A 24,340-nucleotide genomic window follows, 5' to 3' on the forward strand; every position below is an offset into this window, starting at 1 on the left:
GAAGTGAAATTGGTCAAGGCAGCGTTCAGCCTCGACAACACTCCTGGGCACTCATGCAACGGGACACGTCGAACAGTGTGACACAACATCAGCGACGACGGAAGCCCACGGAACCCCGGACGCGCAGTGACGCCGGTTACTCCGGCGCTCAGATCTCGGTGCGCCGTGCGCGCCGGGCGAGGTTGCGCTCGTACACCAGCCGCAGACCCTCGAGCGTCAGATCCGGCTCATGATGCTCCACGGTGGCGCACTCCGGCATGATGAGCGGCGCGCTGTCCCCGGTCGCGATCACGGCCACGTTCGAGCCCGCGAAAGCGGTGAGCTCCGAGCGCACCCGGCTGACCAGACCGTCGACCAGGCCGGCGAACCCGAAGATCGCCCCCGACTGCATGCACTCGACCGTGTTCTTGCCGACCACCGAGCGCGGCCGCACCAGTTCCACCTTGCGGAGGGCCGCCGACTGGGAAGCCAGTGCGTCCGTGGAGATCTCGATCCCCGGCGCGATCGCCCCGCCGAGGAACTCCCCCTTCGCGGAGACGACGTCGACACACGTCGAGGTGCCGAAGTCGACGACGATGCACGCACTGTCGTAGAGGTGGTGCGCGGCCAGACTGTTGACGATACGGTCGGCGCCTACTTCCTTCGGATTGTCGACCAGCAGCGGGACACCGGTCCGGACACCGGGTTCCACCACGACATGCGGCACGTGATCCCAGTACCGGCCGAGCATCACCCGGATCTCGCGCAACACCGACGGCACCGTCGACAGCGCGGAGACTCCGGTGACCTGTTCTGCGTTCACGCCGAGCAGTCCCCGGATCTTGAGCGCCAACTCGTCGGCGGTCAACCGGGGATCGGTACGCATCCGCCAGTCCTGCACCAGCTTCGAGTGCGAACCGCTGCCGGTGAACAGCCCGAGAACGATGTTGGTGTTCCGGACGTCGACGGTGAGGAGCACCGTCTACACCAGACTGGAGAGCATCCGCGGGGTGATCAGTCCGGAGCCCTCGGGCGCGTGCGCCGGATCCGAACCGAGTTCCACCGGCTTGTTGTCGGCATCGACGAACACCACGCGCGGCGCGTACTCGCGAATCTCCTGCTCGTCCATCACGCCGTACGCGATAAGGATCACCAGGTCGCCCGGGTTCACCAGATGCGCTGCGGCACCGTTGATCCCGATGACACCCGAACCGCGCTCGCCAGTGATTACGTACGTCTCGAGGCGGGCGCCGTTGTCGATGTCGACGATCGTGACCTGCTCACCCTCGAGCAGGTCGGCCGCCTCCATCAGATCCTGATCGACGGTCACCGATCCCACGTAGTGCAGGTCCGCGTGCGTGACCGTGGCACGGTGGATCTTCGACTTCATCATGGTGCGCAGCATCTTCGGCCCTTCGGTTTCAGTGGGAGAGGAGGTCGTCAGTGGCCGGATCGCCCGGCTGGGGGTCGCGCTCGAGGAATCCGGTTCCCACCGCGACGCCGACGTTGTCGATCAGTCGAGTGGTACCGATGCGGGCGGCGACGAGCAATCTGCCGTCACCGCGCTCGGGAGCCGGGCCGAGGTCCACGCCGCGCACCTCGAGGTAGTCGACCTCGACGCCGGGAACGGACGCGAGCACGTCGCGGGCGACGGCCAGGATCCCCTCCGCACCGCCGGCGGCCGCGTGGGCCCCCGCGACGAGCGCAGCCGACAGGACGGTCGCCAATTCGCGCTGCTCCGCGTCCAGGTAGCGATTGCGGGAGGACAGCGCCAGGCCGTCCTGCTCGCGGACGGTCGGCACGCCGACGATCCGGACGTCGAAGTTGAGGTCGCGCACCATCTGCCGGATCAGCGTCAGCTGCTGGTAGTCCTTCTCACCGAAGTACGCGGCATTGGGCGCCGCGATCTGCAGCAGCTTCGCGACGACGGTGAGCATGCCGGCGAAGTGCGTCGGGCGGCTCGCACCCTCGAGCTCGGCGCCGAGCGGACCCGGCAGCACCGTGGTGCGCGGGCCCTCCGGGTACATCGCCTTCGCGCTGGGCGCGAATACCAGCTCGACGCCCTCCGCGCGCAGCAACTCCAGGTCCGCGTCGAGGGTGCGCGGGTAGGCGTCGAGATCCTCGTTCGCACCGAACTGCAGCGGATTGACGAAGATCGACACGATCACGACCGCACCGGTCAGCTTCGCCTGGCGGACCAGCTCGATGTGCCCCGAATGCAGAGCACCCATCGTCGGGACGAGCGCGACCTGACGGCCCACGCCCCGCAGCGCCTTCGACACCCGCGTCACGATCGCGGGGTCGTGGTGCACGGTCAGTTCGCCGCGCTTGTATCCGCCCTGCAGTGCAGAAGCTTCGGTCACAGTGCCCATTCCCTGCTCATTCCCGATCATCGAGTACTTCCATCAGTTCCGGCTTGGCCCCCGTGCGCTGCGCCGTCCGCAGCGACAGGGCCCGATATCCGGCGGCCAGTTGCGGGTCGACGTCCCCGAGCACCTCGAGGTGCTTCGCGACCGCCGCCGCGTCCCCACGCGCCACGGGCCCGGTCAGTGCCGACTGCCCGCGCCGTAGCGCGTTGTCCAGCGCCGCCGACAGCAGCGGCTGCAGCACCCGCTCGGGCAACCCGTTGGGCTCGTCGCCGACGAGTTCCTGACCCATCAGTTCCTGCCCCTCGAGGGCCACCCGCAGCGCCGCGACCGCGTCGACGACGAGCGTCACGAGGTGATTGCTGCCGTGCGCGAGGGCCGCGTGATAGAGCGGGCGGACGTCCTCGCGGACCCGCACCGGCTCGCCGCCGATCTCCAACACGAGGGACTGCCCGATCGCGTAGCCGATGTCGTCGGCCGCAGTGATGCCGAAGCAGGCGTCGGACAGACGCGCGGTGTCCTCGGCGTGACCGGTGAAGGTCATCGCGGGATGGATCGCGAGCGGAACGACGCCCTGCGCGGTGAGCGGCTCGAGAATCCCGATGCCGTTGGCGCCGGAGGTGTGCACGACGATCGTGCCGGGGCGCACCGCTCCGGTGGCGGCCAGGCCGTTGATCAGGCCCGCGAGCTCATCGTCGGGGACGGCAAGAATCAGCAGTTCGGCGCCGGCCGCGACGTCGGGCACCGGCAGGATCTCGGTGTCGGGAAGCCGGGTCTCGGCACGGAGGACGGACGCGTCGGACACCGCGGAACAGGCGACGACGATATGACCGACCCGCTCGAGCGCGGCGCCTACGGCAGTTCCGACCCGGCCCGCCGAGACGATTCCTACCGTCAATCGTGCAGGCGCAGGCCCGTTGGTGATCCCGAAAGAGGTCACACTTGTCCTCTCGTTCGTTCCAGTCCCGCTCGGCGGGTACCAGACGTTCTGCGGAGAGAATAGCCCCGCGCGAAGACACGCCGCCACGGGCTAGTGACGTGATCTACAGCTCACTTCACGACCGACAGCCGCGGGACCTCGACGATCACTCGGCGCGGCGACGGCGACGCGGCTCGGCGTCACCCGAATCCGCCGACTTCATGTTCGCCATGATCTCGGCGACCGACAGCCCATTCGAGTGCGCGCCCCCGGCGTCCCCGGCGTCCTCGGCGCGGCGACGCGACCGCCGCGACGCGGGCACTTCGCCGCCCGCGTCCGCATCGGCGTCGGCCCCGGTGTCGGGATCCGGAACGAGAGTGGGAACGGGTGCGGGCTTCTTCTCCTGAACGCGCTCCTGGACGGCGGGGGCCGGCTTCCGCTCTTCTCGCGTGACTCGCTCGACGGGCGTGGCCCGCTCGACCGGCTTGACCCGCTCGACCGGCTTGACCTGCTCGACCGGCTTGACCCGCTCGACCGGCTTGACCTGCTCGACCGGCTTGACCTGCTCGACCGGCTTGACCTGCTCGACCGGCTTGACCTGCTCGACCGGCTTGACCTGCTCGACCTTCTCGGCCCGCACGACCGGCTGCGGCACCACCGGCTCGGCAACCTCGTCGACCTCGACGTCGATCGGCTCGGGTGGAACGACCGATGTTTCGGCGGTCACCGGATCGTCGTACGGCGACGCGAACGACGGCCTGTTCGGTGCCGGCCGCGGGGCGTTGTTCCGCGCCGGTGCCTGAGCGCCCGGCCGGAACAGGCCCGGCGCCGACGGCTGAGGGCCACCTGCCAGCTCCTGGACCCGCATCGACTCCGCGCGCAACGCCACCCGCTCCTCGGGCAGGCGTCCGTCGAACAAGACCTCGAGGTTCTTGCGCAGCGCCGCAAGCTCTTCGCGCAACGCGGCGATGTTCTCGGCCTCGGCGCCCAGTTCTCCACGAACCCGGGCCTCGACGCCCAACTCGTACTCGCGGCGAGCGCCGATCTCGCGCTCCAACTGCAGCTCGTACACCTTCTGCAGGTCGCGAACCTTCGCCTTGTCGAGGGCGGATTCGCGCCGGTACTTCGTCATCGCGATTGCACCGAGTGTCGCGGCCCACAGCGCGATCACCAAACCGACCCGCAGCAGCTGGACGCTTTCGCTGAAGATCATGAACAAAGAGGCGGCGACGGCGAGCACAACGAGACCTGCAATGATCATCTGGCTCGCACTGCGCCGGTTGCGGCGTACTGACTTGGCGCGACCCGGAACCGTCATGCAGATCAGGGTAGCCGCACTCAGAGGGAACCTCCGCCCGGACACATCCGGGCGCCAATCCCGTTTGTCCGGTTGCGCAGATCAGTGCGCGGGTTCGTCCGGCGGCTCGTCCGGAGTCCGGCAACAGTGCTCGAGCCACATCGCGGCCACCACCAGCAAGACCGCGGCAACCAGCCCGACGATCGCGCCGGGACTGTCCGACACCGCCGCCCGCAACTCCGAACGCTGCGGCCACAGGAACACCAGGAAACCTGCCCACACGCCGGCACTCGCCGCACCGACCAGTGCCGACGCCTTCGCCAGCGCCGCCGCTCGGGCCGCGGTGATCGGGTGCAGCTGACGCGGCCCCGGGCCGATCGCGTGCCCACGAACCCGGGCCCGGATCACGAACGCCAACACCACCTCGATGAGCGCCACCGGGTACAGCGATGCCCCGGCGTAGATGGGAATCGGGGGCAGCGAGCCATACGAGACACGCACCAGCAACCATGTCGCGACTGCGGCCAGCAGTGCCAGCGACAGCAGGTCCCAGATCCGGGTCGGCTTCATCACGGCTACCGTAGTTCCAGTTGCAGCGCCGTCCGGCGAACTCCGGCTCTTTCGGCCGCGTCGAGGCCCGTGACCAGCTCATCGACGCGGACGGTGATCCCGCCCACATCGAGCGTCGCATCCGGGTCCACATCCAGCCAGGGCACCAATACGAAGGCGCGTTCGTGCGCGCGGGGATGCGGAAGAGTCAGCTCCGGATCGTCGCTGCGCACCCCGTCACACGTGACGACGTCGACGTCCAACGTGCGCGGTCCCCACCGCTGCTCACGAATCCGATCGGCCGCGGCCTCGAGTTGCTGTCCGCGTCGAAGCCAGCCCCGGCAGTCGGTGCCGGGATCATCGACGATCACCGTCGCGTTCAGAAAGTCCTGCTGCTCGACACCGCCCCACGGAGCGGTCGCGTAGACCGGCGAGACCACCACGATCCACTCGCGGAGCCCGTCGACGACACCCTGCAGATGCGCGAGGCTGTCCCCGATGTTGGAGCCGATCGACAGGACCGCCCGACTCACCGGGAGCCCTCGGCGGCCGCGCGCGATCGACTCGCGACCACCGCGACATCGGCGAATGTCAACGGGATCGGCGCGGACGGCTTGTGCAGCACCACCTCGACGCGCCGGACGCGGGCGTCGCGCATCACGTCGTCCGCGATCTCCGCGGCCACCGTCTCGATCAGGTCCCGCGCAGGTCCCCCGACGATCGTCGCCGCACGCTGAGCGAGGTCGCCGTAGTCGAAGGTGTCCTTCAGATCGTCCGACGCGGCAGCCGGCGCCAGATCCATCCACAGCGTCACGTCGACGAAGAAGTCCTGACCGTCCCGCTTCTCGTGATCGAACACACCGTGGTTGCCGCGGACCTTCAGCCCCCGCAACTCGATGCGATCGCCCGAGACATCACTGCCATCACTCACCGCCGCCTCCTGGCACATCACCGCTGGGACTCGGGCTCTGGGAACCCCGCGCCCACGCCCCCGCGACCGCGATCGCGTCGAGCGAGGCCTGCGCGTCGTGCACCCGCACGCCCCACGCACCGTGGGTCACCGCGAGCGCGGACACGACCGCCGTCGCGACCTCGCGGCCGGCCGGTGGGCGCACGGTGCCGTCGGCGTCCGCGAGCAGCGAGCCGAGGAAACGCTTACGGGACGCGCCGATCAGGACCGGGAAACCCAGATCGACCAGTTCCGGGAGCCGATTGAGCAGCTGCCAGTTGTGGTGCGGATCCTTGACGAAACCGAGGCCCGGATCGAGGGCGATCGCCTTCGGGTCCACCCCGGCCGCGACGGCCGCGTCCACCTGGACCATCAGCTCGTCCCGGACGTCGCGGACCACGTCGTCGTAGTGGGTCGACCCGCCGGCGTGGACGAACCCGCCGGTGGGCCGCCAATGCATGAGGATCCAGGGCACACCGGCGTCGGCGACGACCCTGGCCATGTCCGCGTCAGCGCGTCCACCCGACACGTCGTTGACGATGGTGACACCGGCCTCGATCGCGGCCTGCGCCACCGATGCCCGCATCGTGTCGACGCTGACGGTGACACCCTCCGCGACGAGCGCGGCGATCACCGGCGCCACCCGGGCCGCCTCGACCTCCGGGTCGACGCGGGCGGCCCCGGGCCGGGTGGACTCACCCCCCACGTCGACGATGTCGACGCCGAGATCGTGCAGGTGCACTCCGTGTGCGACGGCGGCGTCCCGGTCGAGGAATCGGCCCCCGTCGGAAAACGAATCGGCGGTCACGTTGAGGACGCCCATCACGACGGGGCGGCCCGGGTTCGGTAAGGCGATCACTTGCGGAGGATCAGATCCAGAGCCTCGGCACGGGAGGCGGAGTTCGACTGGAACAGCCCCCGCACCGCCGACGTCGTAGTGCTGGCACCGGGCTTGCGGATGCCGCGCATCGCCATGCACAGGTGCTCGGCCTCGACCACGACGATCACGCCGCGGGGATCGAGCTTGCGCATCATCGCGTCGGCGATCTGGCTCGTGAGCCGCTCCTGCACCTGCGGGCGCTTCGCGTAGAGATCGACCAGACGTGCCAGCTTCGACAGGCCCGTCACCCGACCGGTCGGGCCGGGGATGTAGCCCACGTGCGCGACGCCGTGGAACGAGACCAGGTGGTGCTCGCAGGTCGAGTACATGGGGATGTCGCGGACCAGCACCAGTTCCTGGTGGCCCTCGTCGAACGTCGTGTTCAGTACGTCGTCCGGGTCGGTGTAGAGACCCGCGAACACCTCACGGTATGCGCGCGCAACGCGCGCCGGAGTATCGAGCAGACCCGGGCGGTCGGGATCCTCACCGACCGCAATCAGGAGTTCGCGAACCGCGGCCTCGGCCCGTGCCTGATCGAAAGGCCTTCCCGTCATGAGCGCGACCGGCTCACTCCCCAGCTGATTCACCGACAACCGACCGCACCTCCAGTATCGGGGCTGAATGCCCTGACCCACACCGAAACGGGGTGAGCCAGGGCTAAGCCTAGTTCCGAGCCGACTACTGCGGGCCGCTCGGCCCCTCCCATGCCTGCGTCCGCGCATCGTCATCAGACCGTCCGGTCCCCTGATCGCCAGGTCGGTGGACCGGACGTCCCTCGGGATCGGTGGGCCGCTGCTGCTGCGGCGGCTCCCACTGCGGATACGGCTGCCAGCCGCTCGGGTTCTGCGGGCGACCCCGGCCGTCCGGTTCCTGCGGGGGCCAGCCCGGGGCCGACCAGCCCGCGGGGGCGCCGTAGTCCGGTCGCGTGCCCTGCACCGGCGCGGCCGGCTGCTGCGGGTGCGCCTGCTGCTGGTGCCGCGACGGATCGGGTGCCGCGTGCCCGTTGGCGGGCGGGGTCGGCACCGTATCGCGCTTGACGAAGGTCGGCTGCGGCACCTCCGGCGTCGGCTCGGGCTCGACGGTCGGCGGCCACGTCTCGCCGCGCTCCACCGCGAGTTCGCGCGGCGTCTTGATCGGCGGCTTGTCCGACGGCGTGCGCTCACCGAAGACGTTGAACGCGGTGATCCGCGGACGCTTCTCGACGCTCGTGAAGATCTGCTCGAGATCCTTCCGGGTGAGCGTCTCCCGCTCGAGCAGCTCGCGCGCCAGGATGTCGAGGACGTCGCGGTACTCGTTGAGGATGGACCACGCCTCGGTGTGCGCGGCCTCGATCAGGTTGCGCACCTCCTCGTCGATCTCGCGGGCGACCTCGTGCGAGTAGTCGGAGTTCATGCCCATCGACCGACCCAGGAACGGATCGCCCTGTTCCTGGCCGTAGCGGACCGCACCGAGCTTGGCGCTCATGCCGTATTCGGTGACCATCGCGCGCGCAATCTTGGTGGCCTGGTCGATGTCGGAGGACGCGCCCGTCGTGGGCTCGTGGAACACGAGCTCCTCGGCGGCACGACCGCCCATCGCCATCACCAGTCGAGCAATCATCTCGGACCGCGTCATCAGGCCCTTGTCGTCCTCGGGCACGGTCATCGCGTGACCGCCCGTGCGGCCGCGGGCCAGGATCGTGACCTTGTAGATCGGCTCGATGTCCGGCATCGCCCACGCCGCGAGCGTGTGACCGCCCTCGTGGTACGCGGTGATCTTCTTCTCGTGCTCGGAGATGATCCGGCTCTTGCGGCGCGGACCACCGATCACGCGGTCGACGGACTCCTCGAGCGCCGCCTCGGTGATCACGGTGCCGTTCTCGCGCGCGGTGAGCAGCGCGGCCTCGTTGATGACGTTCGCCAGGTCCGCACCGGACATGCCGACGGTGCGCTTGGCCAGACCCTCGAGGTCGGCGTCCTGCGCGATCGGCTTGCCCTGCGAGTGGACCTTGAGGATCGCGCGGCGGCCGGCCAGGTCGGGCGCGCCGACCGGGATCTGCCGGTCGAAACGTCCGGGACGCAGCAGTGCGGGATCGAGGATGTCGGGGCGGTTGGTCGCGGCGATCAGGATGATGCCGGTGCGGTCGCCGAAGCCGTCCATCTCGACCAGCAACTGGTTGAGGGTCTGCTCGCGCTCGTCGTGGCCACCGCCGAGGCCGGCGCCACGCTGGCGGCCGACCGCGTCGATCTCGTCGACGAAGATGATGCACGGGCTGTTCTGCTTGGCCTGCTCGAACAGGTCGCGGACACGCGAGGCGCCGACACCGACGAACATTTCGACGAAGTCCGAACCGGAGATCGTGAAGAACGGCACGCCGGCCTCACCGGCGACGGCGCGCGCCAGCAGCGTCTTGCCGGTACCAGGAGGACCGTAGAGCAGCACGCCCTTCGGGATCTTCGCGCCCAACGCCTGGTAGCGAGCCGGATTCTGGAGAAAGTCCTTGATCTCGTAGAGCTCCTCGACCGCCTCGTCGGCGCCCGCGACGTCCGCGAAGGTGGTCTTGGGCATGTCCTTCGACAGCTGCTTGGCCTTGGACTTGCCGAAGCCCATCATTCCGCCGCGCCCGCCGCCCTGCATGCGGTTCATGACGAAGAAGAAGATGCCCAGCAGGATGATCATCGGCAGCACGAACAGCAGGAGCGACGTCAGCCAACTCTCCTGCGTGACGCTGGTGTTGAACTCCTGCGCCCCGGATCCGGAGACCTTGTCGAAGATCTGCTCGGACGCCGCGTTCGGGTACTTGGCGATGATCTGCTTCGAATCCTGGGTCGCCTCGTTGCCGTCCTTGAGCCACAGGCGCACCTGCTGCTCGCGGTCGTCGATCTGCGCCTTCTCGACGTTCTTGGAGTCGAGCTGCGAGATCGCCACCGAGGTGTCGACCGACTTGAACCCGCGCGTGTCGTTACCGAAGTAACTGAAGGCGTAGATCACCAACAGGATTCCAGCGACTATCGCCAGGTTGCGGAACACAGTCTTGCGGTTCATACAGGTTCGGCCACGGCGGCCGGTCCTTTCGATAGTGCGGGCTACGCTCGTGCAGGTACGGGGTCGACCGTCCGGATCCCCGGACAGTCGGCGTTCGGGCTGCTCGGACACCTCAGATTACCGCGAACGATGATGCTCGACGCCTGGTAGCAGCCATCCACTCCGAGAAGTGGAGTCAATCCGTTCAACGCACGCCGGCCCCCCGCCGGTTCCCGCTGGCCGCCGAACTCACTCGACACAGGACGATACGTGCCGCAAGTCACACGGGTGCGTGGCGAGGCCAGGCCTGTCGCCGCTCGAGTTCGGCCGCGACCGCGAGCACCGTCGATTCCCCGCCCGGCGGTGCGACGATCTGGACCGCGATCGGCGTACCCGACGTGGGGTGCATACCGACCGGCACGCTGGCAGCCGGCCAGCCGAGCACGTTCCACATCGCGCTGAACGGGGCATATCGTACATTTGCGACAAGGTTGGCCGCCCACGACTTCTCGCTCCACGGGAGCGCCTCGATCGGCGGTTGGGCCAGCGACGGCGTCAACACCACGTCGTACGCGATGAAGAAGGACCGCATTCGCGCATCGAGACGGTCCACCTGCGACGACCGCACCAGCCCCGCCCGGTTGACGGCCCGCCCGATCGCGGCGTGCCACCAGGTCCGCGGCTGCAGCAACGCGGGATCGAGGTCGGCGGCGTCGTCGGCGGTGCCGGCGAACCAGCGCAGGAACGCCGCCGACATGTTCGGCGGGTACGGCACCCTCGTCTCGCTGGTCCGGTGTCCGGCCTCCGCGAGGACAAGCCGGGTCTGCTCGACACCGCGCGCCCAGTCCGCGTCGACGCGCAGGATCGGCGACGCCGGGTTGACCGCGACACCGACGCGCAGGGGTCGCGACTCCGGGATCTCAGCCAGCGACGGATCGTCGGCCAGCACCGACAGCATCAGCGCCGCATCCTCCACGGTGGTCGCGATCGGCCCGTTCTCCGACATCCCGAACCACGAGTGCGCGCCCAGCTCGGCCGGCACCAGACCACGGCCCGGCTTGATGCCGAACACTCCGCACGCGGCCGACGGGATCCGGATCGAGCCCATGCCGTCGGCCGCCAGCGCGATCGGCACCATGCCGTCGGCGACGGCGGCGGCGGAACCACCGGACGAGCCGCCGGGGACCCGGTCCGGATTCCAGGGATTGCGCGTGATCACGCCGGGTGAGTCGACGGCACCCCAGACGCACAGCTCGGGCACCGCCGTCAGCCCCACCGGGATCGCCCCGGCCGCGCGCAGCCTGGCCACCGTGGGGTGGTCGTGGGTGGACGGGCCCGGATCGGTCGCCGCCGACCCGTCACGCATCGGCTCGCCTTCGACCTCGACGTTGTCCTTGATCGCGACCGGCACCCCGGCCAGCGGCAGGCTCGACAGGTCGGGGTGCGAGGCCAGGGCCTGAGCCTCGGCGCGAGCCCGCTCCCCCAGCACGCGCACGAACGCGTTGATCCGCGGGTTGCGTTGCTCGATGCGGCGGAGCGCGTCCGCGACGACATCTACCGGCGACAGCGCACCGGAACGCACGCGGGCAGCGATGGAAACTGCGGTGAACTCCTCGACCAGGTGATCCTGCACCTGCCGAGTATGCCGCCGACGGCGATATCATTTCGAGTACCCCGAGGGGTGAGTTCACCCCACCCTTCCGGCCGCTGCCCTCTCCCGAACGGTGACGAGTGATGGATGGCCCAGGTTCGGCAAGCGCTGGTTCGGCGGACCTCGCTGCGACGACGGCTCCCACGGCCGCCGCCGGGGCGCCGCCGGATCTCGGCGCGCAGACCGTCACGTTCCTGGCGGACGTGGTGGCCCGGTTCGCGGCCGAGTGGGAGACCACCGGCGAGCCGCCCGACATCGAGACGTTCCTGCCCGGCGGGCTGGCCGTGGGCGACGCGTTGCGCCGCGCCGCGCTGGTGGAGTTGATCAAGGTCGATCTCGACTACCGGCTGTTGCGGACCGACCGGCCGAAGCCGCTGACGGACTATCACTCCGAGTTCCCGGACCTGCACGCGAAGCCGCTGCCCCTCGACCTGATCTACGAGGACTTCCACCTGCGCCGACGCTGCGGCCGGGTCGCCGACGCGGAGGCGTACGCGCGCGAGTTCCCCGCACTCGCCGAGCAGCTGGCCCGGGTCGGCAACGGCGCGGGCGACTACCGCAGCACGCTGATCGCACAGCCCGGCGCGCAGCACGCCCTCGACCAGGTGGACGTCGGCGACTGCATCGACGACTTCGATCTGCTGACCGGGCTCGGCCGCGGGTCGTTCGCACGCGTGTTCCTGGCGCGGCAGCGGTCGATGCAACGACTGGTCGCGGTGAAGATCTCGCACGACCACGGCACCGAGCCGCAGACCCTCGCCCAGCTGGACCACGACTACATCGTGCGGGTGTTCGACCAGCGGCTCCTCACGGACCGCGAGCTGAAGCTGCTGTACATGCAGTACGTGCCGGGCGGCACGCTGCTCGGTGTGCTGCGCCGCGTGCGCGAGGAGCCGGACGATCCCGAGCACCCGCGCACCGGCCGGCTGCTGCTCGACGCGATCGACGAGACCCTCGAACGCAAGGGCGAGATCCGTCCCAGCGACTCGAGCGTGCGGGACGAGATCGCCGGGCTGACGTGGCCCGAGACGGTGGCATGGCTGGGCCGACGGCTCGCCGACGCCCTCGACTACGCCGACAGCCGCGGCGTCCTGCACCGGGACATCAAGCCCGCGAACGTGCTCCTGACGTCGGAGGGCGTCCCGAAGCTCGCGGACTTCAACATCAGCTTCAGCGACTGCGTCGCCGGCACCAGCCCGGTCGCGTACTTCGGCGGCTCGCTGGCCTACATGTCGCCGGAGCAGTTGGAGGCCTGCCATCCCGACATGGCCGGATCGGCGGCCGACCTCGACGTCCGCAGCGATGTCTACGCGCTCGGTGTGATGCTGTGGGAGCTGCTCACAGGTCGCCGGCCCTTCGCGGACGAGCAGGGCGCCGGCGAGTCGGCGACGTCCCTCGAGCGGATGCTCGCGCTGCGCCGACGCGACATCGACCCGCAGTTCCAGTCCGATCTGCCCGACGACTGTCCCGCCGCGCTGCGACGCGTACTGCTGACGTGCCTGGCCCCCGATCCCGAGGGGCGCTGGGCGACCGGCGCCGAACTGGCGCAGCAGTTCGACCTGTGCCTGGACGCGCGCGCCCGCGACCTCGTCGATCCGCCGCCGAACAGCTGGCGGGCCCGGCTGCGGCCGTGGATGATCCCCATCGTCGCGGTCGGGGTGGGCGTGCCGAACGCGCTGGCCGCGATGTACAACTACCACCACAACCAGACGCTGATCATCGAGGAACTCTCCCCGGAGGCGCAGCAGCGGTTCGTCGAGATCTCGCAGGTGATCAACAGCACCCTGTTCCCTCTCGGGTTCCTGCTGATCGTGTACTTCTGCCGGCACGTCATCTCGGTGCCCCGTGGCCTGCGCAAGGGCAAGTCCTACGACGCCGCGACCCTCGCGCGGGCCCGCGCCGACACGCTGCTGATGGGCGACCGGATCGTGGCCGTGGTGTTCACGCTGTGGCTGGTCGCGGGGATCGTCTTCCCCGTCTCGCTGCAGTTCGCGGCGGGCAGCATCCCGCATGGCGCGTACGTGCACTTCCTGGGATCGCAGATCGTGTGCGGCGCGGTCGCCGTCGCGTACCCGTTCTTCGTCGTCAGCTTCTACGCCGTCCGCTGCCTGTATCCGTCGCTGCTGCCGCACGGCATCACCAGCAGCAGCGACGAGCGCCGGCTACGCGGACTGGACCGCCGCAGCACCCTGTATCTGGCGGTGGCCGCATCGGTGCCGTTGGTCGGAGTCGCCGGGGTGACGTTCCTGTCCCCCGACGAAATCTCCGTCGTCATCTACGCGGTGCGGGTGCTGTGCGTCGGCGGTGTGGTCGCCTTCGTGCTGGTGTACTGGCTGTTCCGCCTGCTCGAAGAGGACCTACGCGCCCTCGAGCGCGTGGTGTCGCAGGGGAACTATCCGCCGTACACCTTGGGGTCGAGGGTGCCGATGTAGGGCAGGTCGCGGTAGCGCTCGGCGTAGTCCAGGCCGTAGCCGACGACGAACTCGTTGGGGATGTCGAAGCCGACGTGCGCGACCTCGATGTCGACCTTGCACGCCTCGGGCTTGCGCAGCAGCGTCACGACCTCGAGCGACGCCGGGTTGCGGGTCTTGAGGTTGCGCATCAGCCACGACAGCGTCAGACCGGAGTCGATGATGTCCTCGACGATCAGCACGTGGCGACCGGCGATGTCCTTGTCGAGGTCCTTGAGGATCCGCACGACACCGGACGACGACGTCGACGAGCCGTACGAACTGACGGCCATGAACTCCATCTGGGTGGGGATCGACAGTGCCCGCGCGAAGTCGGTCATGAAGAAGATGGCGCCCTTGAGGACACCCACCAGCAGCAGGTCACCTTCCGGCGCGCCCACCGGATAGCGCTCGGCGATGGCCTCGGCCAGTTCGGCCGTGCGCTCCTTGATCTGCTCCTCGGAGATGAGTACCGATGCGATGTCGCCCTCGTACACGGAGCATTCCCTTCAGTCGTTCACGAACCCCGCCGACAGCCTGCCACGCCGCCGGGATGCAACCAACCTGACTCCCGGTCTTCCGCCCCCGACTGCGACACCACCCTGCCCCCGCCACCGCCCGACCAGTTCGTCCACGGCACGTAACTGCCGGTCGGTCAACGCCTTCGCACCGCAGTCGTGGAGCCACAACCGCAGGACACGGCGCCGCACCGCGACCGGGACATAGATCAGCCGCTCGACGACGAGGTCGTCGCCGTCGCGGGCCGCCGCCAGGGCCTGTCGAGAAAGTGTGTCGAGCACCTCGCCGTCCTCGCGGAGCTGCTCGGCGGTGCGGGCCAGGGCCGGGGCGACACCGCCCCCGAGGACGTCCTCGAGCAGCGGCAGCACCTCGGTGCGCAGCCGCACCCGGGTGAACCCGGGATCGGAGTTGTGTGGGTCCTCGTGCGGTTCGAGCCCCAGTTCGGCGCACGCGGTCCGTGTCGTCGCGCGGCGCACCCCGAGCAACGGACGCCCCCACGGCGCGTCGTACTCGGCCATGCCACGGATCGAACGTCCCCCGGAACCCCGGGCCAGACCGAGCAGCACCGTCTCGGCCTGGTCGTCGAGGGTGTGCCCGAGCAGGACGGGCCGACCGCTCCGGCCCGCATCGAGAGCGGCGTACCGGGCGGCGCGGGCGGCGGCCTCGAGTCCTCCCGGGCCCGTCACGTCCACCGCCACGACGTCGGCGCCGGCGCAGCCCAGTGCGAGCGCCCGGGAGGCCGCGACGGCGGCGACGTCACCGGACCCGTCCTGCAGGCGGTGGTCGACGACCAGTGCCCGCACCGCGGGTGCCTCGGCGACGGCGGCCGCGGTCAGCGCGAGCGAGTCCGCCCCGCCCGAGAGCGCGACGACCACACCACCGGCCGGTTCGTGCCGCGCCAGCCACGCACGCACCGCGTGCCGGATCTCGAGGATCGCGGGGGCCTCGGGCAGGACGGCGGGCACCGTCACCCCAGCACCCGGGTGATCCAGGCGTCGGGGTTGTCGATCTCGTCGACGGTCGGCATGGCCTCGGCCCCGGACCAGACGGCGTTGAACTGCTCCATACCCACGCGCGCGACGACGGCGTCGACGAAGCTCTTGCCGCGCACGTACTGCGCCATCTTGGCGTCCATGCCGAGCAGTGCCCGCACCAGTCGCTGCACCGGGTTGCTCTTGCGGCGGCGGCGCGCGTCGAACGCATTGCGGATCCGCACCACCGACGGCACGACCTCGGGCCCGACGGCGTCCATCACGTGGTCGGCGTGCCCTTCGAGGACGGTGCCGAGCATCAGCATCCGGTCCAGCGCTCGGCGCTGCGGTTCGGCCTGGGTGGCCCGCAGGAGCCCGATGACTCCGCGCTGGTCGGCGGGCAGGTCCTCGCCGCGGCGGCGGTCGCGCAGTGCCCCGGACAGCCGGGCGACGAACTCGCCCATCGGCTCGTCGGTCGACTCGCCGAGGGTGGCGACGGACTGGCGCATGTACTCGCCCATCCACGACGCCGACGAGAACTGCACCCGGTGGGTCACCTCGTGCAGGCACACCCACAGCCGAAAGTCGCTGGGCGGCACCTTCAGGGTGCGCTCGACCTGCAGCACGTTGGGCGCCACCAGCAGCAGGGTGCCGTGTTCGCCGGTGAACGGGTCGTACTGGCCGAGAATCGCGGACGACAGGTAGGCCAGCATCGCTCCGGCCTGCACACCACCGGGCTTGCCGGCGATCAGCGTGCGCTGCGCGGCATCGATGTCGGTCCCGGTCAGCTGCGCCATCGAGTGCGCGGCGGCACGGATCCAGCCGGCCCGGTCCACGACCTGCGCGGTCGGGATCGGCAGCCCGTCCGCGAGACCGGTGACCTCCCGGACCGGGCCCTCCGCCCGGATCGACGCGGACTTGAGTTCCGCCACCACCGCCTGCGCGGTGTACCGGGACGTCGACGGCCCGGCCGGAGCCAGCCGCGCACCCGTCCGGGCGGCCAGACTCCAGTCCACCGCATTCCCGAATCCGCTCTCCGGCTCCGTCACCTCACCGCTCACTTCCCCTCAACTCACCGGCATCCGCACAGCCGCAGCGCCCCGGCGACCGCGTCCAGCGCGGGACGGCTCGCCTCCGGTGGACTGTTGTTGGACATCAGCGCGAAGGTGAGGACCCGGCCGTCGACGTCGACGACATATCCGGTCAACACGCTGGCGACCGAGAGAGTTCCCGTCTTGGCCCGCACCCAACCCGCGCCGGTCCGGTCCCCCGAGGCGTACCGGTCCGAGAGCGTGCCGGTGGCGCCGGCGACGGGCAGGTCGTCGAGCATGGGCCGCAACTGCGGCTTGGTGTCGCCGGCCGCGGCCGTGAGCGTCTCGTTGAGGAGCCGGGCGGGAATGCGGTTGTCGACGGATAGGCCGCTGCCGTCGTGCAGGGTGAGCCCGTCCATCCCGAAACCGGCGTCGTACAGCGTCTGCGAGATGGACGCGGTGGCACCCGCGAACGATCGTTCGGCGTTCTTCGCGCCCGCGACCTCGCGGGCGATGGCCTCGGCGAGCACGTTGTCCGACTTGCGCATCATCTGACCGAGCCGGTCGCGCAGCGGCGCCGACAGCACGCTCGCGACGGGGGCGGCACCGGATTCGGCCTTGCCGAGGGTGACACGGGCGGGGTCGATGCCGAGGGCCTGCGCCAGGACGCGGCCGGCGTCGAGCGCGGGGGTGGCGCTGCGCGGCGACTCGTCGGCGAGCGGCGAGATCCGGCCACCGTCGATCATGAGCGGTTCGGTGGGCGCGATGTAGCCGGCGGCGACGTCGTCGGGCATCCAGCCCTGTGCCATCGTCGGGCCGGTGTACGCGCTGGTGTCGACGACGATGCTGTCCACCGGCGCGCCCGCGCGCTGGATCTGCTCGACGAGGTCCGCGATGCGCGGTGCCCCCGGGTAGTAGCCCGGCTGCCCTGCCGGCTGCGCGGTGAGCGTCGGGTCGCCGTCGCCGACGAGGACGATCTCACCGGGCCGCGAGCCCTGCACCACCTGCGTCGCGACCCGGTGGTCGGCGGGCAGCGCGAGCATCGCGGCGGCCGCGGTGAGGATCTTGGTGGTCGATGCCGGCGTCATCGGGGTGTCCGGGTTCTGGCTCCACAGCACGTTGCCGGTGAGGGCGTCGGCGACGGAACCGGTGAACGCGCCGAGCGCGGGGTTGGCCACGACCGGCGCGAGGGCCGCCGCCAGTGCCTGCGGCGTCGGCATCGGGGCGTCGTCGGACAGCGGCGCCACCTGCGGTGTCGCGCTGATGGGCGACGGCTCCGGGGGCGCGGCGACCACGTCCTCGGCGGCGGTGGCGGTCCCGCGCTGCATCACCACGATCGTGGTGCCGGCGGCGGCGAGGACGAGCACAGCCGCCAACGCCATCAGGATCCGGATATTTCGGCGTCGACGCCCCGCCAGGGTGCCGATCTTCTTCTTTCCCTCGCCCGCCAACATCCCTCCGGGTTCTCGCTCCACCGACTTCTCGGACTACTCAGACCGTTTCGCGCGAGGGGCCGACCAAGTGCCCGGCACCTGCACAACACAGTATCGCCGACCCGCTACCCTTTTCCCGAACCGTCTACCGAGGCGGCAGCCGCAGACAGGACAGTGAGGACAAGACGTGGAGTTCGACGTCACCATCGAAATCCCCAAGGGCCAGCGCAACAAGTACGAGGTCGATCACGAGACCGGCCGCGTGAAGCTGGACCGCTACCTCTACACCTCCTTCGGCTACCCCGCCGACTACGGCTACATCGAGAACACCCTCGGCGAGGACGGCGATCCGCTGGACGCGATGGTGCTGCTGCCCGAGTCCGTGTTCCCCGGCGTCATCGTCGAGGCTCGCCCGGTCGGCATGTTCAAGATGGTCGACGAGGCCGGCGGCGACGACAAGGTGCTGTGTGTCCCCGCGGGTGACCCGCGCTGGGATCACATCCAGGACCTGGCCGACGTCGCGCAGTTCGAACTGGACGCGATCAAGCACTTCTTCGTGCACTACAAGGATCTCGAGCCGAACAAGCACGTCACGGGCGCCGACTGGGTCGGTCGCGCCGAGGCGGAGAAGGTCATCGCGGAGGCCGTCGAGCGTCTGAAGGCGAACGGCGGACACTGAAGTAACCACCGGTGAAGGTGTGGGATCACGTTCGTGGTCCCACACCTTCGCTGTTTCCGGGGGTGTCCCCGGCCCCCACTACCATTCGCCGGGTGACCGGTTACGACGATCTCGACATGTTCGGTGGCCTCGACGCCTCCACCCTGCCGCCCCGCCGGCAACGGATCCTGCTGACGATCCGGGACTGGGTCGACGCGTACGGGTGCCCGCCGAGTACCCGTGAGATCGCGGACGCGGTGGGACTACGTTCGACGTCGACGGTGTCCAAGCATCTGCGGATCCTCGAGGACAGCGGTTTCCTGCGCCGCGGCGGGGCGATGACCCGCCAGCTGGACGTGCGCCCCTTCCTCGCCGGTTCCGCGCCGGGACGGGCGACGGAGAACACGGTGGCGGTTCCCGTCGTCGGTGACATCGCGGCCGGCGCACCGATTCTCGCGGAGGAGCACGCCGACGAGGTGCTGGCCCTGCCGCGTGAGCTCGTCGGCTCCGGCACCGTGTTCGCGCTGCGGGTGCGCGGCGAGTCCATGGTCGACGCCGCGATCTGCGACGGCGACACCGTCGTGGTGCGCCGCCAGGACGAGGCCCATTCCGGCGAGATCGTCGCCGCGATGATCGACGGCGAGGCCACAGTGAAAGTGCTGCGCCGTCGGAACGGCCACGTGTACCTAGAGCCCCGCAACCCCGCCTACGAGGTCATCGACGGCGACGAGGCCGTCATCCTCGGCAAGGTGGTGTCGGTAATGCGGCGGATCTGATCCCGCTACGCACGCGAACGAACGTCCTTCGCCTCGACTTCGCGCGCTGCGCTCGCAAATCTCGACCGCGAGTTGCGGCCGACTCCCGGATGCGCCCTCGGTATTTGGCCACTTTCGGCTATCTCTCCTGATTGCCACTTATGCCCTCCGATTTGCCCTGTTATGGTGCGAATTTGCAGTGGGCCGACTATCCGGTTTTGCGTGCTTCCGAGTGGTGCCGCCGCTACGTCCGCCTGCTGGTGGTCACCGTTCACCACTCTCATACGAAGGAACCGATCTCGATGCTGCTCGCCGCCCCGGCCTCACCACACGGTGGGGACGCTCCGCCCCGACACTCGACCGGCCGCCGCGCGCCCCGATTCCGGCGTACGGTCCTGACGGCTCTCGCCGCGACCGGTATCGCCGTGGCGCTGGCCGCTCCCGCGGCCGCGGCCCCGGTCGGGGTCCCGGTCGGGGTCCCGGTCCCGCCCAGCGGCCAGGCGATCGCCTGGGGATACAACTACGACGGGCAGACCGCCGTGCCGACGCCGCCTACCGGGCAGACCTACACCGCGATCGCCGCCGGCCTCTACCATTCCCTCGCGTTGACCTCCGCCGGGCAGGTGGCCGCCTGGGGAAACAACGACAACGGGCAGGTGGCCCCCGAGGGCGACAACGGTCAGAACGCCGTGCCGGCCCCGCCGGCCGGGCAGACCTACACCGCCGTCGCCGCCGGCGGCTCCCATTCCCTCGCGTTGACCTCCGCCGGTCAGGTGATCGCCTGGGGAGACTACAAGGGTCAGACCGCCGTGCCGGCCCCGCCGGCCGGGCAGACCTACACCGCGATCGCCGCCGGCGGCTTCCATTCCCTCGCACTGACCTCCGCCGGACAGGTGATCGCCTGGGGATACACCAACGAGGGTCAGACCGCCGTGCCGGCCCCGCCTGCCGGGCAGACCTACACCGCGATCGCCGCCGGCTACTCCCATTCGCTGGCACTGACCTCCGCCGGGCAGGTGATCGCCTGGGGATACACCAACGAGGGTCAGACCGCCGTGCCGGCCCCGCCTGCCGGGCAGACCTACACCGCGATCGCCGCCGGCCGCTCCCATTCCCTCGCGTTGACCTCCGCCGGACAGGTGATCGCCTGGGGAAGCAACGAATTCAGGCAGACCGCCGTGCCGGCCCCGCCGGCCGGGCAGACCTACACCGCGATCGCCGCTGGCCGCGCCCATTCCGTCGCGTTGACCTCCGCCGGACAGGTGATCGGCTGGGGAAACAACGCCTACGAGGTGTCCGTCGTGCCGGCGCCGCCTATCGGGCAGACCTACACCGCCGTCGCCGCCGGCGGCTTCCATTCCCTCGCGCTCGCGTCGGTCACCTCCGAATCCTCGGCAACCGGCTCCCTCGGCCCGATCTTCGGATCCTGACCGGCTCCCACCACACCACCAACTCTGTGGCCGCCCACCCCTGCGGGGTGGGCGGCCACGAGTGTCACAAACAGCGAGTGACCTCGAAGACATTCTAGGGGCTGACAACTCTCGTGGTCGTTGCGGCAGTCGTGGTCCTCACCGCCGTGACGATCGGAGCGTGGAAGTACCAGTCCAAGGACACGTCACCGACAAGCAACTTCCCATCGGCCGATCAGCGAAACCGCCTGCCCGGTAGCGTTCGCATTGGTTTCCAGTTTCTCCAGACCAATCCACGACGGTGTTGAAGGGACGGTGAAGGTGCAGTCGCCACGGAAGCACAGCGCAGCGATTGACGGACGTCATGCAGCGCGCAGGAGAGTTGCTGCGCGTCCGCGGCGCCGCGTGGGGACCGCAGGTCGCTACCGGTACACAATTGTCCGCCAGCGAGGCGTTCGAGCTCGCGGCATCGGTTCCAGGTGATGCAACGGCCGTGGAGATGGAATGGCTTCGTCAAGCACAGCGGGACGGTGTGTACGACGACCCGAACAGATCGCTTGAGACGATCGTTCGACACATCGAGTCGACGACCATCACGGACGGCGATCTCCTCGACCATCTGGGGCAGAACTGGCCGGCGATCGTCAACACGGTCGGGGATGTCGCGGCTATCGGGTTCGACGACTACGTCGACCAGGTTCGGGCCTCCCCGCCGATGAGGTCCGCCGCTGCCCTCGACCTCCGTTCGCAGTTGCGGGTCAAGGCCGTCGCGTCCGGTCTGAAGGAGCAATGGGACCGGTCCCAGGAACTGGTCGGGGTCTACTTCCAGGAGTGCAGCAGCGATGCCGCGATGCGGCGGGACCCGTCGGTTCCCGTCGCGGACTACATCCAGGACTGGGACCTCGCGGAGGCGCTGGTCCGTGACGCGGTTGCCGCTGCCTTCTTCGCGGGTTCGTCCGGCGACGATCTCGAGCGAACAAACGTCCTGGAACGGGGATTGCAGATCGTCCAGACTCCCGACGATGTCGAGCGGGACGATTCGCTGACCCGCTCGGTGCAACCGAACGAGAACCTCCACCCGGACGATGCCGCACTACTCGAACTGGAAGAACCTTCCCTCGACGATGAGTGATCTGACTTCGCCATCCCACAGTATCGACTCGATAACAAAGGGCTCCGCGAAATCAGCAGCGAATCCCTGGCCAACACCCCGTTGTGGACATCGTCCATGACGCAAGAGCGCAGCTCAACGGACCAGTGCCGCCGCAGGCTAAAGATATCGTTCGTTCTTTGACCTCGGTCAGCGAGCGTCGAACACGACAGTCTGTGAAGGAGAACTCGGAGAGTAGAAAGGAAAGGTGGGAAGACAGGCAACCGTCGTGCTCTACGTGCTCGCGCTGGTAGCCGTAGTGGTTGTAGTGGACGTCCTGTTCTTCAGGCACCATTTCTGGGGGCGGTTGATGGTGAATGTCGGGATCGTCCTGGTGTTCACGGCGTTCTATCTGAGATTCGTGCAGCGTTCATGAACGAAGGAGTGCTGGCAGGTTTCCGTGATCTCGCCGGCTCTCACTGGAACGCATCAGTTCTGGGACGCACCGCACACAACTTCCACGACGACGGTGAGGTCATCCATCCAGCCCAGCTTGCGGTCGGCATGTCGAGCGCAGAACCCTTTGTCGGCGAGTCGAATTCGTTGTTACGCCCGATATCGGTCCAACCGTATCGAACTCGATTACGTACAAGTCCCTGTCGGTCGCCGGGCCTGCTGTCCAGCGATCTGGTGGATGCAGATGCCGCGGACGTCATGGGCACACGTCAGCTGATGTCGGATCGTGCCTCGTCGATGCCCGACTTCTGACGCAGCGGCACCTCGCGCCAGATCAGGATCAGCACCAGCGACGCGACGGCGAGGACGACGATCGGCGGGTAGACCGCCTCGAACGCGGTCGCGAAGCCGTCCTTGAACGGTGCGGCGAGCGTCGGATTCAGTTGCTCGATGAACGACGTGTCGTTCATCGACGCTTGTGCGGCGGTCGGGTCTCCGCTCATGAGGCCGCGCGCGATCCCGGCTTCGACGGGGTTGGCGCTGTTCACCGCGGCCGCGACGGCCTGCTGGAACTCGGGCGACTGGGCAGCGTCGTGCAGTTGGGTGGTGATCGCCGGCGTCAGTTGGGCGAACAGGATCGACAGGAACAGCGCGACGCCCAGCGTGCCGCCGATCTGCCGGAAGAACGTGGCGGCTGCGGTCGAGACGCCCATGTCCTTGGGCGGCAACGCATTCTGGATCGCGAGGGTCAGCGGCTGCAGCAGATTACCGAGGCCCAGGCCGAGCACGAAGATGAACACCATGAACACCGGCAGGCTGGTCTGCGCGGTCACGGTGTGCAGCAGCAGGGCTGCGACGGCGATCAGCACGGCGCCGACGATCGTGAAGATCCGGTAGCGGCCGGTTCTGGCGATCAGCTGACCGGACAGGATCGATCCGAGCGCTATGCCCAGCACGGCGGGCAGCATCTGGAAGCCGGCCATCGTCGGACTCGACCCCTTCACCACCTGCAGGAACTGCGGGATCACGGTGATGGCACCGAACATCACGGCACCGACCAGGAAGCTGATGAGCACGCCGAGGGCGAAGGTCTGGCCGCGGAAGAAGTGCAGCGGGAACAGCGCCGCGTCGCGCATGGCGTATTCGACGGCGACGAATCCGAGTACGCCGACGACGCCGATTCCGTAACAGATCAGGGCCTTCTCGCTGCTCCAGCCCCAGGTGCGCCCCTGCTCGGCGACCACCAGCAGCGGCACCAGCCCGACCGCGAGGACCAGCGCACCCCACCAGTCGATCCGTATCATGCGGTGCACGGGTGGCAGGTGCAGGACCCGCCACACCACCGCGAGCGCGACCAGTCCGATCGGCACGTTGACCAGGAACACCCACCGCCAGCCCGCGATCCCGAGGATCTCGTCCTGCCCCGCGAGCACGCCGCCGATCACGGGCCCGAGCACGCTCGACGTGCCGAACACCGCCAGGAAGTAGCCCTGGTATTTCGCGCGTTCGCGCGGCGGGACGATGTCGCCGACGATGGCCAGCGCCAGCGAGAACAGGCCGCCGGCACCGAGTCCCTGAATTGCCCGGAACACCGCCAGCATGTACATCGACTGCGCGAACGTGCACAGGATCGACCCGATCACGAACAGAACGATCGCGGCCATGAAGTACGGCTTGCGCCCGTGGATGTCGGAGAGCTTCCCGTACAGCGGGGTGACCAGGGTCGCGGTGATGAGATAGGCGGTGGTCACCCACGCCTGCAGCGCATACCCGTCGAGGTCGTCGGCGATGGTGCGCATCGCGGTGGCGACCACGGTCTGGTCGAGCGCCGCGAGGAACATTCCGAGCAGCAGGCCACTGAGGATCGCCAGGATCTGGCGGTGCGTGAACGTGACCTGCTGCCCGGAACCCTCCGGCGCGACGGCGGGCTCGACGTCCCGATCAGAATCCTGAGGTTCCTCGGCCATGTCGGTCC

24 protein-coding genes are annotated in these 24,340 nt (G+C 69.1%); 7 read left to right on the forward strand and 17 right to left on the reverse strand.

Going from position 1 to position 24,340, the window contains the following annotated elements; genetic code table 11:
* Positions 1-148: 148 nt before the first annotated feature.
* The 12 genes from DEU38_RS21500 to DEU38_RS21555 all read right to left on the reverse strand — a co-directional run bounded on the left by DEU38_RS21500 (position 149) and on the right by DEU38_RS21555 (position 11,575).
* A complete protein-coding gene (locus tag DEU38_RS21500; RefSeq protein WP_114723434.1) occupies positions 149-958 on the reverse strand; it encodes a type III pantothenate kinase in 810 nt (269 codons plus the stop codon).
* Between the two features lie 3 nt (positions 959-961).
* The gene (gene panD / locus DEU38_RS21505; RefSeq protein ID WP_114723435.1) at positions 962-1,384 is read right to left on the reverse strand and encodes an aspartate 1-decarboxylase; all 423 of its coding nucleotides are present in this window, start codon (positions 1,382-1,384) and stop codon (positions 962-964) included.
* Between the two features lie 16 nt (positions 1,385-1,400).
* Positions 1,401-2,351: a pantoate--beta-alanine ligase gene (panC, locus tag DEU38_RS21510; RefSeq protein WP_114723436.1), complete on the reverse strand. Its 951-nt coding sequence runs from the start codon at positions 2,349-2,351 to the stop codon at positions 1,401-1,403.
* 7 nt (positions 2,352-2,358) lie between these two features.
* The gene (locus DEU38_RS21515; RefSeq protein ID WP_114723437.1) at positions 2,359-3,285 is read right to left on the reverse strand and encodes a Rossmann-like and DUF2520 domain-containing protein; all 927 of its coding nucleotides are present in this window, start codon (positions 3,283-3,285) and stop codon (positions 2,359-2,361) included.
* Positions 3,286-3,430: 145 nt separating this feature from the next.
* Positions 3,431-4,582, reverse strand: a complete 1,152-nt coding sequence (locus DEU38_RS21520; RefSeq protein ID WP_220181947.1) for a DUF6779 domain-containing protein — start codon at positions 4,580-4,582, stop codon at positions 3,431-3,433.
* Positions 4,583-4,663: 81 nt separating this feature from the next.
* The gene (locus DEU38_RS21525) at positions 4,664-5,131 is read right to left on the reverse strand and encodes a DUF3180 domain-containing protein (RefSeq protein ID WP_114723478.1); all 468 of its coding nucleotides are present in this window, start codon (positions 5,129-5,131) and stop codon (positions 4,664-4,666) included.
* Positions 5,132-5,136: 5 nt separating this feature from the next.
* Positions 5,137-5,643, reverse strand: coding sequence for a 2-amino-4-hydroxy-6-hydroxymethyldihydropteridine diphosphokinase (gene folK, locus DEU38_RS21530; protein ID WP_114723439.1), 507 nt, complete (start codon positions 5,641-5,643; stop codon positions 5,137-5,139).
* Positions 5,640-6,041: a dihydroneopterin aldolase gene (gene folB, locus DEU38_RS21535; protein WP_258558090.1), complete on the reverse strand. Its 402-nt coding sequence runs from the start codon at positions 6,039-6,041 to the stop codon at positions 5,640-5,642. The genes folK and folB overlap by 4 nt, the downstream gene beginning before the upstream one ends.
* Entirely contained in the window at positions 6,034-6,882 is an 849-nt protein-coding gene (gene folP / locus DEU38_RS21540) for a dihydropteroate synthase (protein ID WP_114723441.1), read from the reverse strand. The genes folB and folP overlap by 8 nt, the downstream gene beginning before the upstream one ends.
* A 32-nt stretch (positions 6,883-6,914) precedes the next feature.
* Entirely contained in the window at positions 6,915-7,532 is a 618-nt protein-coding gene (folE, locus tag DEU38_RS21545; RefSeq protein WP_114723442.1) for a GTP cyclohydrolase I FolE, read from the reverse strand.
* 85 nt (positions 7,533-7,617) lie between these two features.
* Entirely contained in the window at positions 7,618-9,963 is a 2,346-nt protein-coding gene (gene ftsH / locus DEU38_RS21550; RefSeq protein WP_114723443.1) for an ATP-dependent zinc metalloprotease FtsH, read from the reverse strand.
* Positions 9,964-10,222: 259 nt separating this feature from the next.
* Positions 10,223-11,575, reverse strand: a complete 1,353-nt coding sequence (locus DEU38_RS21555; RefSeq protein WP_114723444.1) for an amidase — start codon at positions 11,573-11,575, stop codon at positions 10,223-10,225.
* A gap of 101 nt (positions 11,576-11,676) precedes the next feature.
* Between DEU38_RS21555 and DEU38_RS21560 the strand changes: the two genes are divergently transcribed.
* Positions 11,677-14,025 (forward strand): serine/threonine-protein kinase, encoded by a 2,349-nt coding sequence (locus tag DEU38_RS21560; protein WP_114723445.1) that lies wholly within the window; start codon positions 11,677-11,679, stop codon positions 14,023-14,025.
* On the opposite strand, the gene hpt is transcribed toward DEU38_RS21560, so the two are convergent.
* Genes hpt through dacB form a run of 4 tightly spaced genes read right to left on the reverse strand, consistent with a single transcriptional unit; the run spans position 13,986 to position 18,018 of the window.
* Positions 13,986-14,540, reverse strand: coding sequence for a hypoxanthine phosphoribosyltransferase (gene hpt / locus DEU38_RS21565; RefSeq protein WP_114723446.1), 555 nt, complete (start codon positions 14,538-14,540; stop codon positions 13,986-13,988). The genes DEU38_RS21560 and hpt overlap by 40 nt on opposite strands.
* A gap of 12 nt (positions 14,541-14,552) precedes the next feature.
* Entirely contained in the window at positions 14,553-15,527 is a 975-nt protein-coding gene (tilS, locus tag DEU38_RS21570) for a tRNA lysidine(34) synthetase TilS (protein ID WP_114723480.1), read from the reverse strand.
* Between the two features lie 2 nt (positions 15,528-15,529).
* Positions 15,530-16,582, reverse strand: a complete 1,053-nt coding sequence (locus DEU38_RS21575) for a zinc-dependent metalloprotease (RefSeq protein WP_114723479.1) — start codon at positions 16,580-16,582, stop codon at positions 15,530-15,532.
* Between the two features lie 23 nt (positions 16,583-16,605).
* Entirely contained in the window at positions 16,606-18,018 is a 1,413-nt protein-coding gene (gene dacB / locus DEU38_RS21580) for a D-alanyl-D-alanine carboxypeptidase/D-alanyl-D-alanine-endopeptidase (protein ID WP_114723447.1), read from the reverse strand.
* 166 nt (positions 18,019-18,184) lie between these two features.
* Between dacB and DEU38_RS21585 the strand changes: the two genes are divergently transcribed.
* From DEU38_RS21585 to DEU38_RS28145, 6 genes are all read left to right on the forward strand, one after another.
* Positions 18,185-18,676: an inorganic diphosphatase gene (locus DEU38_RS21585; RefSeq protein WP_114723448.1), complete on the forward strand. Its 492-nt coding sequence runs from the start codon at positions 18,185-18,187 to the stop codon at positions 18,674-18,676.
* 92 nt (positions 18,677-18,768) lie between these two features.
* Entirely contained in the window at positions 18,769-19,431 is a 663-nt protein-coding gene (gene lexA, locus DEU38_RS21590; RefSeq protein ID WP_114723449.1) for a transcriptional repressor LexA, read from the forward strand.
* Between the two features lie 197 nt (positions 19,432-19,628).
* Positions 19,629-20,840: a hypothetical protein gene (locus DEU38_RS21595; protein ID WP_147283561.1), complete on the forward strand. Its 1,212-nt coding sequence runs from the start codon at positions 19,629-19,631 to the stop codon at positions 20,838-20,840.
* A gap of 343 nt (positions 20,841-21,183) precedes the next feature.
* The gene (locus tag DEU38_RS21600; RefSeq protein WP_258558091.1) at positions 21,184-21,951 is read left to right on the forward strand and encodes a hypothetical protein; all 768 of its coding nucleotides are present in this window, start codon (positions 21,184-21,186) and stop codon (positions 21,949-21,951) included.
* 226 nt (positions 21,952-22,177) lie between these two features.
* Positions 22,178-22,345, forward strand: coding sequence for a hypothetical protein (locus tag DEU38_RS28645; protein ID WP_181818890.1), 168 nt, complete (start codon positions 22,178-22,180; stop codon positions 22,343-22,345).
* On the forward strand, positions 22,342-22,677 hold the full coding sequence (locus tag DEU38_RS28145) for a hypothetical protein (protein ID WP_147283562.1): 336 nt from the start codon (positions 22,342-22,344) through the stop codon (positions 22,675-22,677). Before DEU38_RS28645 ends, DEU38_RS28145 begins: the two co-directional genes overlap by 4 nt.
* Here the strand turns inward: DEU38_RS28145 and DEU38_RS21605 are convergent.
* Positions 22,635-24,332: an MDR family MFS transporter gene (locus DEU38_RS21605; protein ID WP_114723452.1), complete on the reverse strand. Its 1,698-nt coding sequence runs from the start codon at positions 24,330-24,332 to the stop codon at positions 22,635-22,637. The two genes, DEU38_RS28145 and DEU38_RS21605, sit on opposite strands and share 43 nt — an antisense overlap.
* Positions 24,333-24,340 lie beyond the last annotated feature (8 nt).

Origin of the sequence: Rhodococcus sp. AG1013 (genome assembly GCF_003350365.1) — a bacterium.
Taxonomy (GTDB): domain Bacteria; phylum Actinomycetota; class Actinomycetes; order Mycobacteriales; family Mycobacteriaceae; genus Prescottella.

Excerpts from the sequence above, each read along its gene's own strand:
- DEU38_RS21525 (WP_114723478.1), bottom strand. The coding sequence starts at position 5,131 with ATGAAGCCGACCCGGATCTGGGACCTGCTGTCGCTGGCACTGCTGGCC.
- panD (WP_114723435.1), bottom strand. The coding sequence starts at position 1,384 with ATGCTGCGCACCATGATGAAGTCGAAGATCCACCGTGCCACGGTCACG.
- DEU38_RS21520 (WP_220181947.1), bottom strand. The coding sequence starts at position 4,582 with ATGACGGTTCCGGGTCGCGCCAAGTCAGTACGCCGCAACCGGCGCAGT.
- panC (WP_114723436.1), bottom strand. The coding sequence starts at position 2,351 with ATGGGCACTGTGACCGAAGCTTCTGCACTGCAGGGCGGATACAAGCGC.
- DEU38_RS21560 (WP_114723445.1), top strand. The coding sequence starts at position 11,677 with ATGGATGGCCCAGGTTCGGCAAGCGCTGGTTCGGCGGACCTCGCTGCG.
- dacB (WP_114723447.1), bottom strand. The coding sequence starts at position 18,018 with ATGTTGGCGGGCGAGGGAAAGAAGAAGATCGGCACCCTGGCGGGGCGT.
- ftsH (WP_114723443.1), bottom strand. The coding sequence starts at position 9,963 with ATGAACCGCAAGACTGTGTTCCGCAACCTGGCGATAGTCGCTGGAATC.
- DEU38_RS28145 (WP_147283562.1), top strand. The coding sequence starts at position 22,342 with ATGAACGAAGGAGTGCTGGCAGGTTTCCGTGATCTCGCCGGCTCTCAC.
- DEU38_RS21600 (WP_258558091.1), top strand. The coding sequence starts at position 21,184 with ATGCAGCGCGCAGGAGAGTTGCTGCGCGTCCGCGGCGCCGCGTGGGGA.
- DEU38_RS21605 (WP_114723452.1), bottom strand. The coding sequence starts at position 24,332 with ATGGCCGAGGAACCTCAGGATTCTGATCGGGACGTCGAGCCCGCCGTC.
- folP (WP_114723441.1), bottom strand. The coding sequence starts at position 6,882 with ATGGGCGTCCTCAACGTGACCGCCGATTCGTTTTCCGACGGGGGCCGA.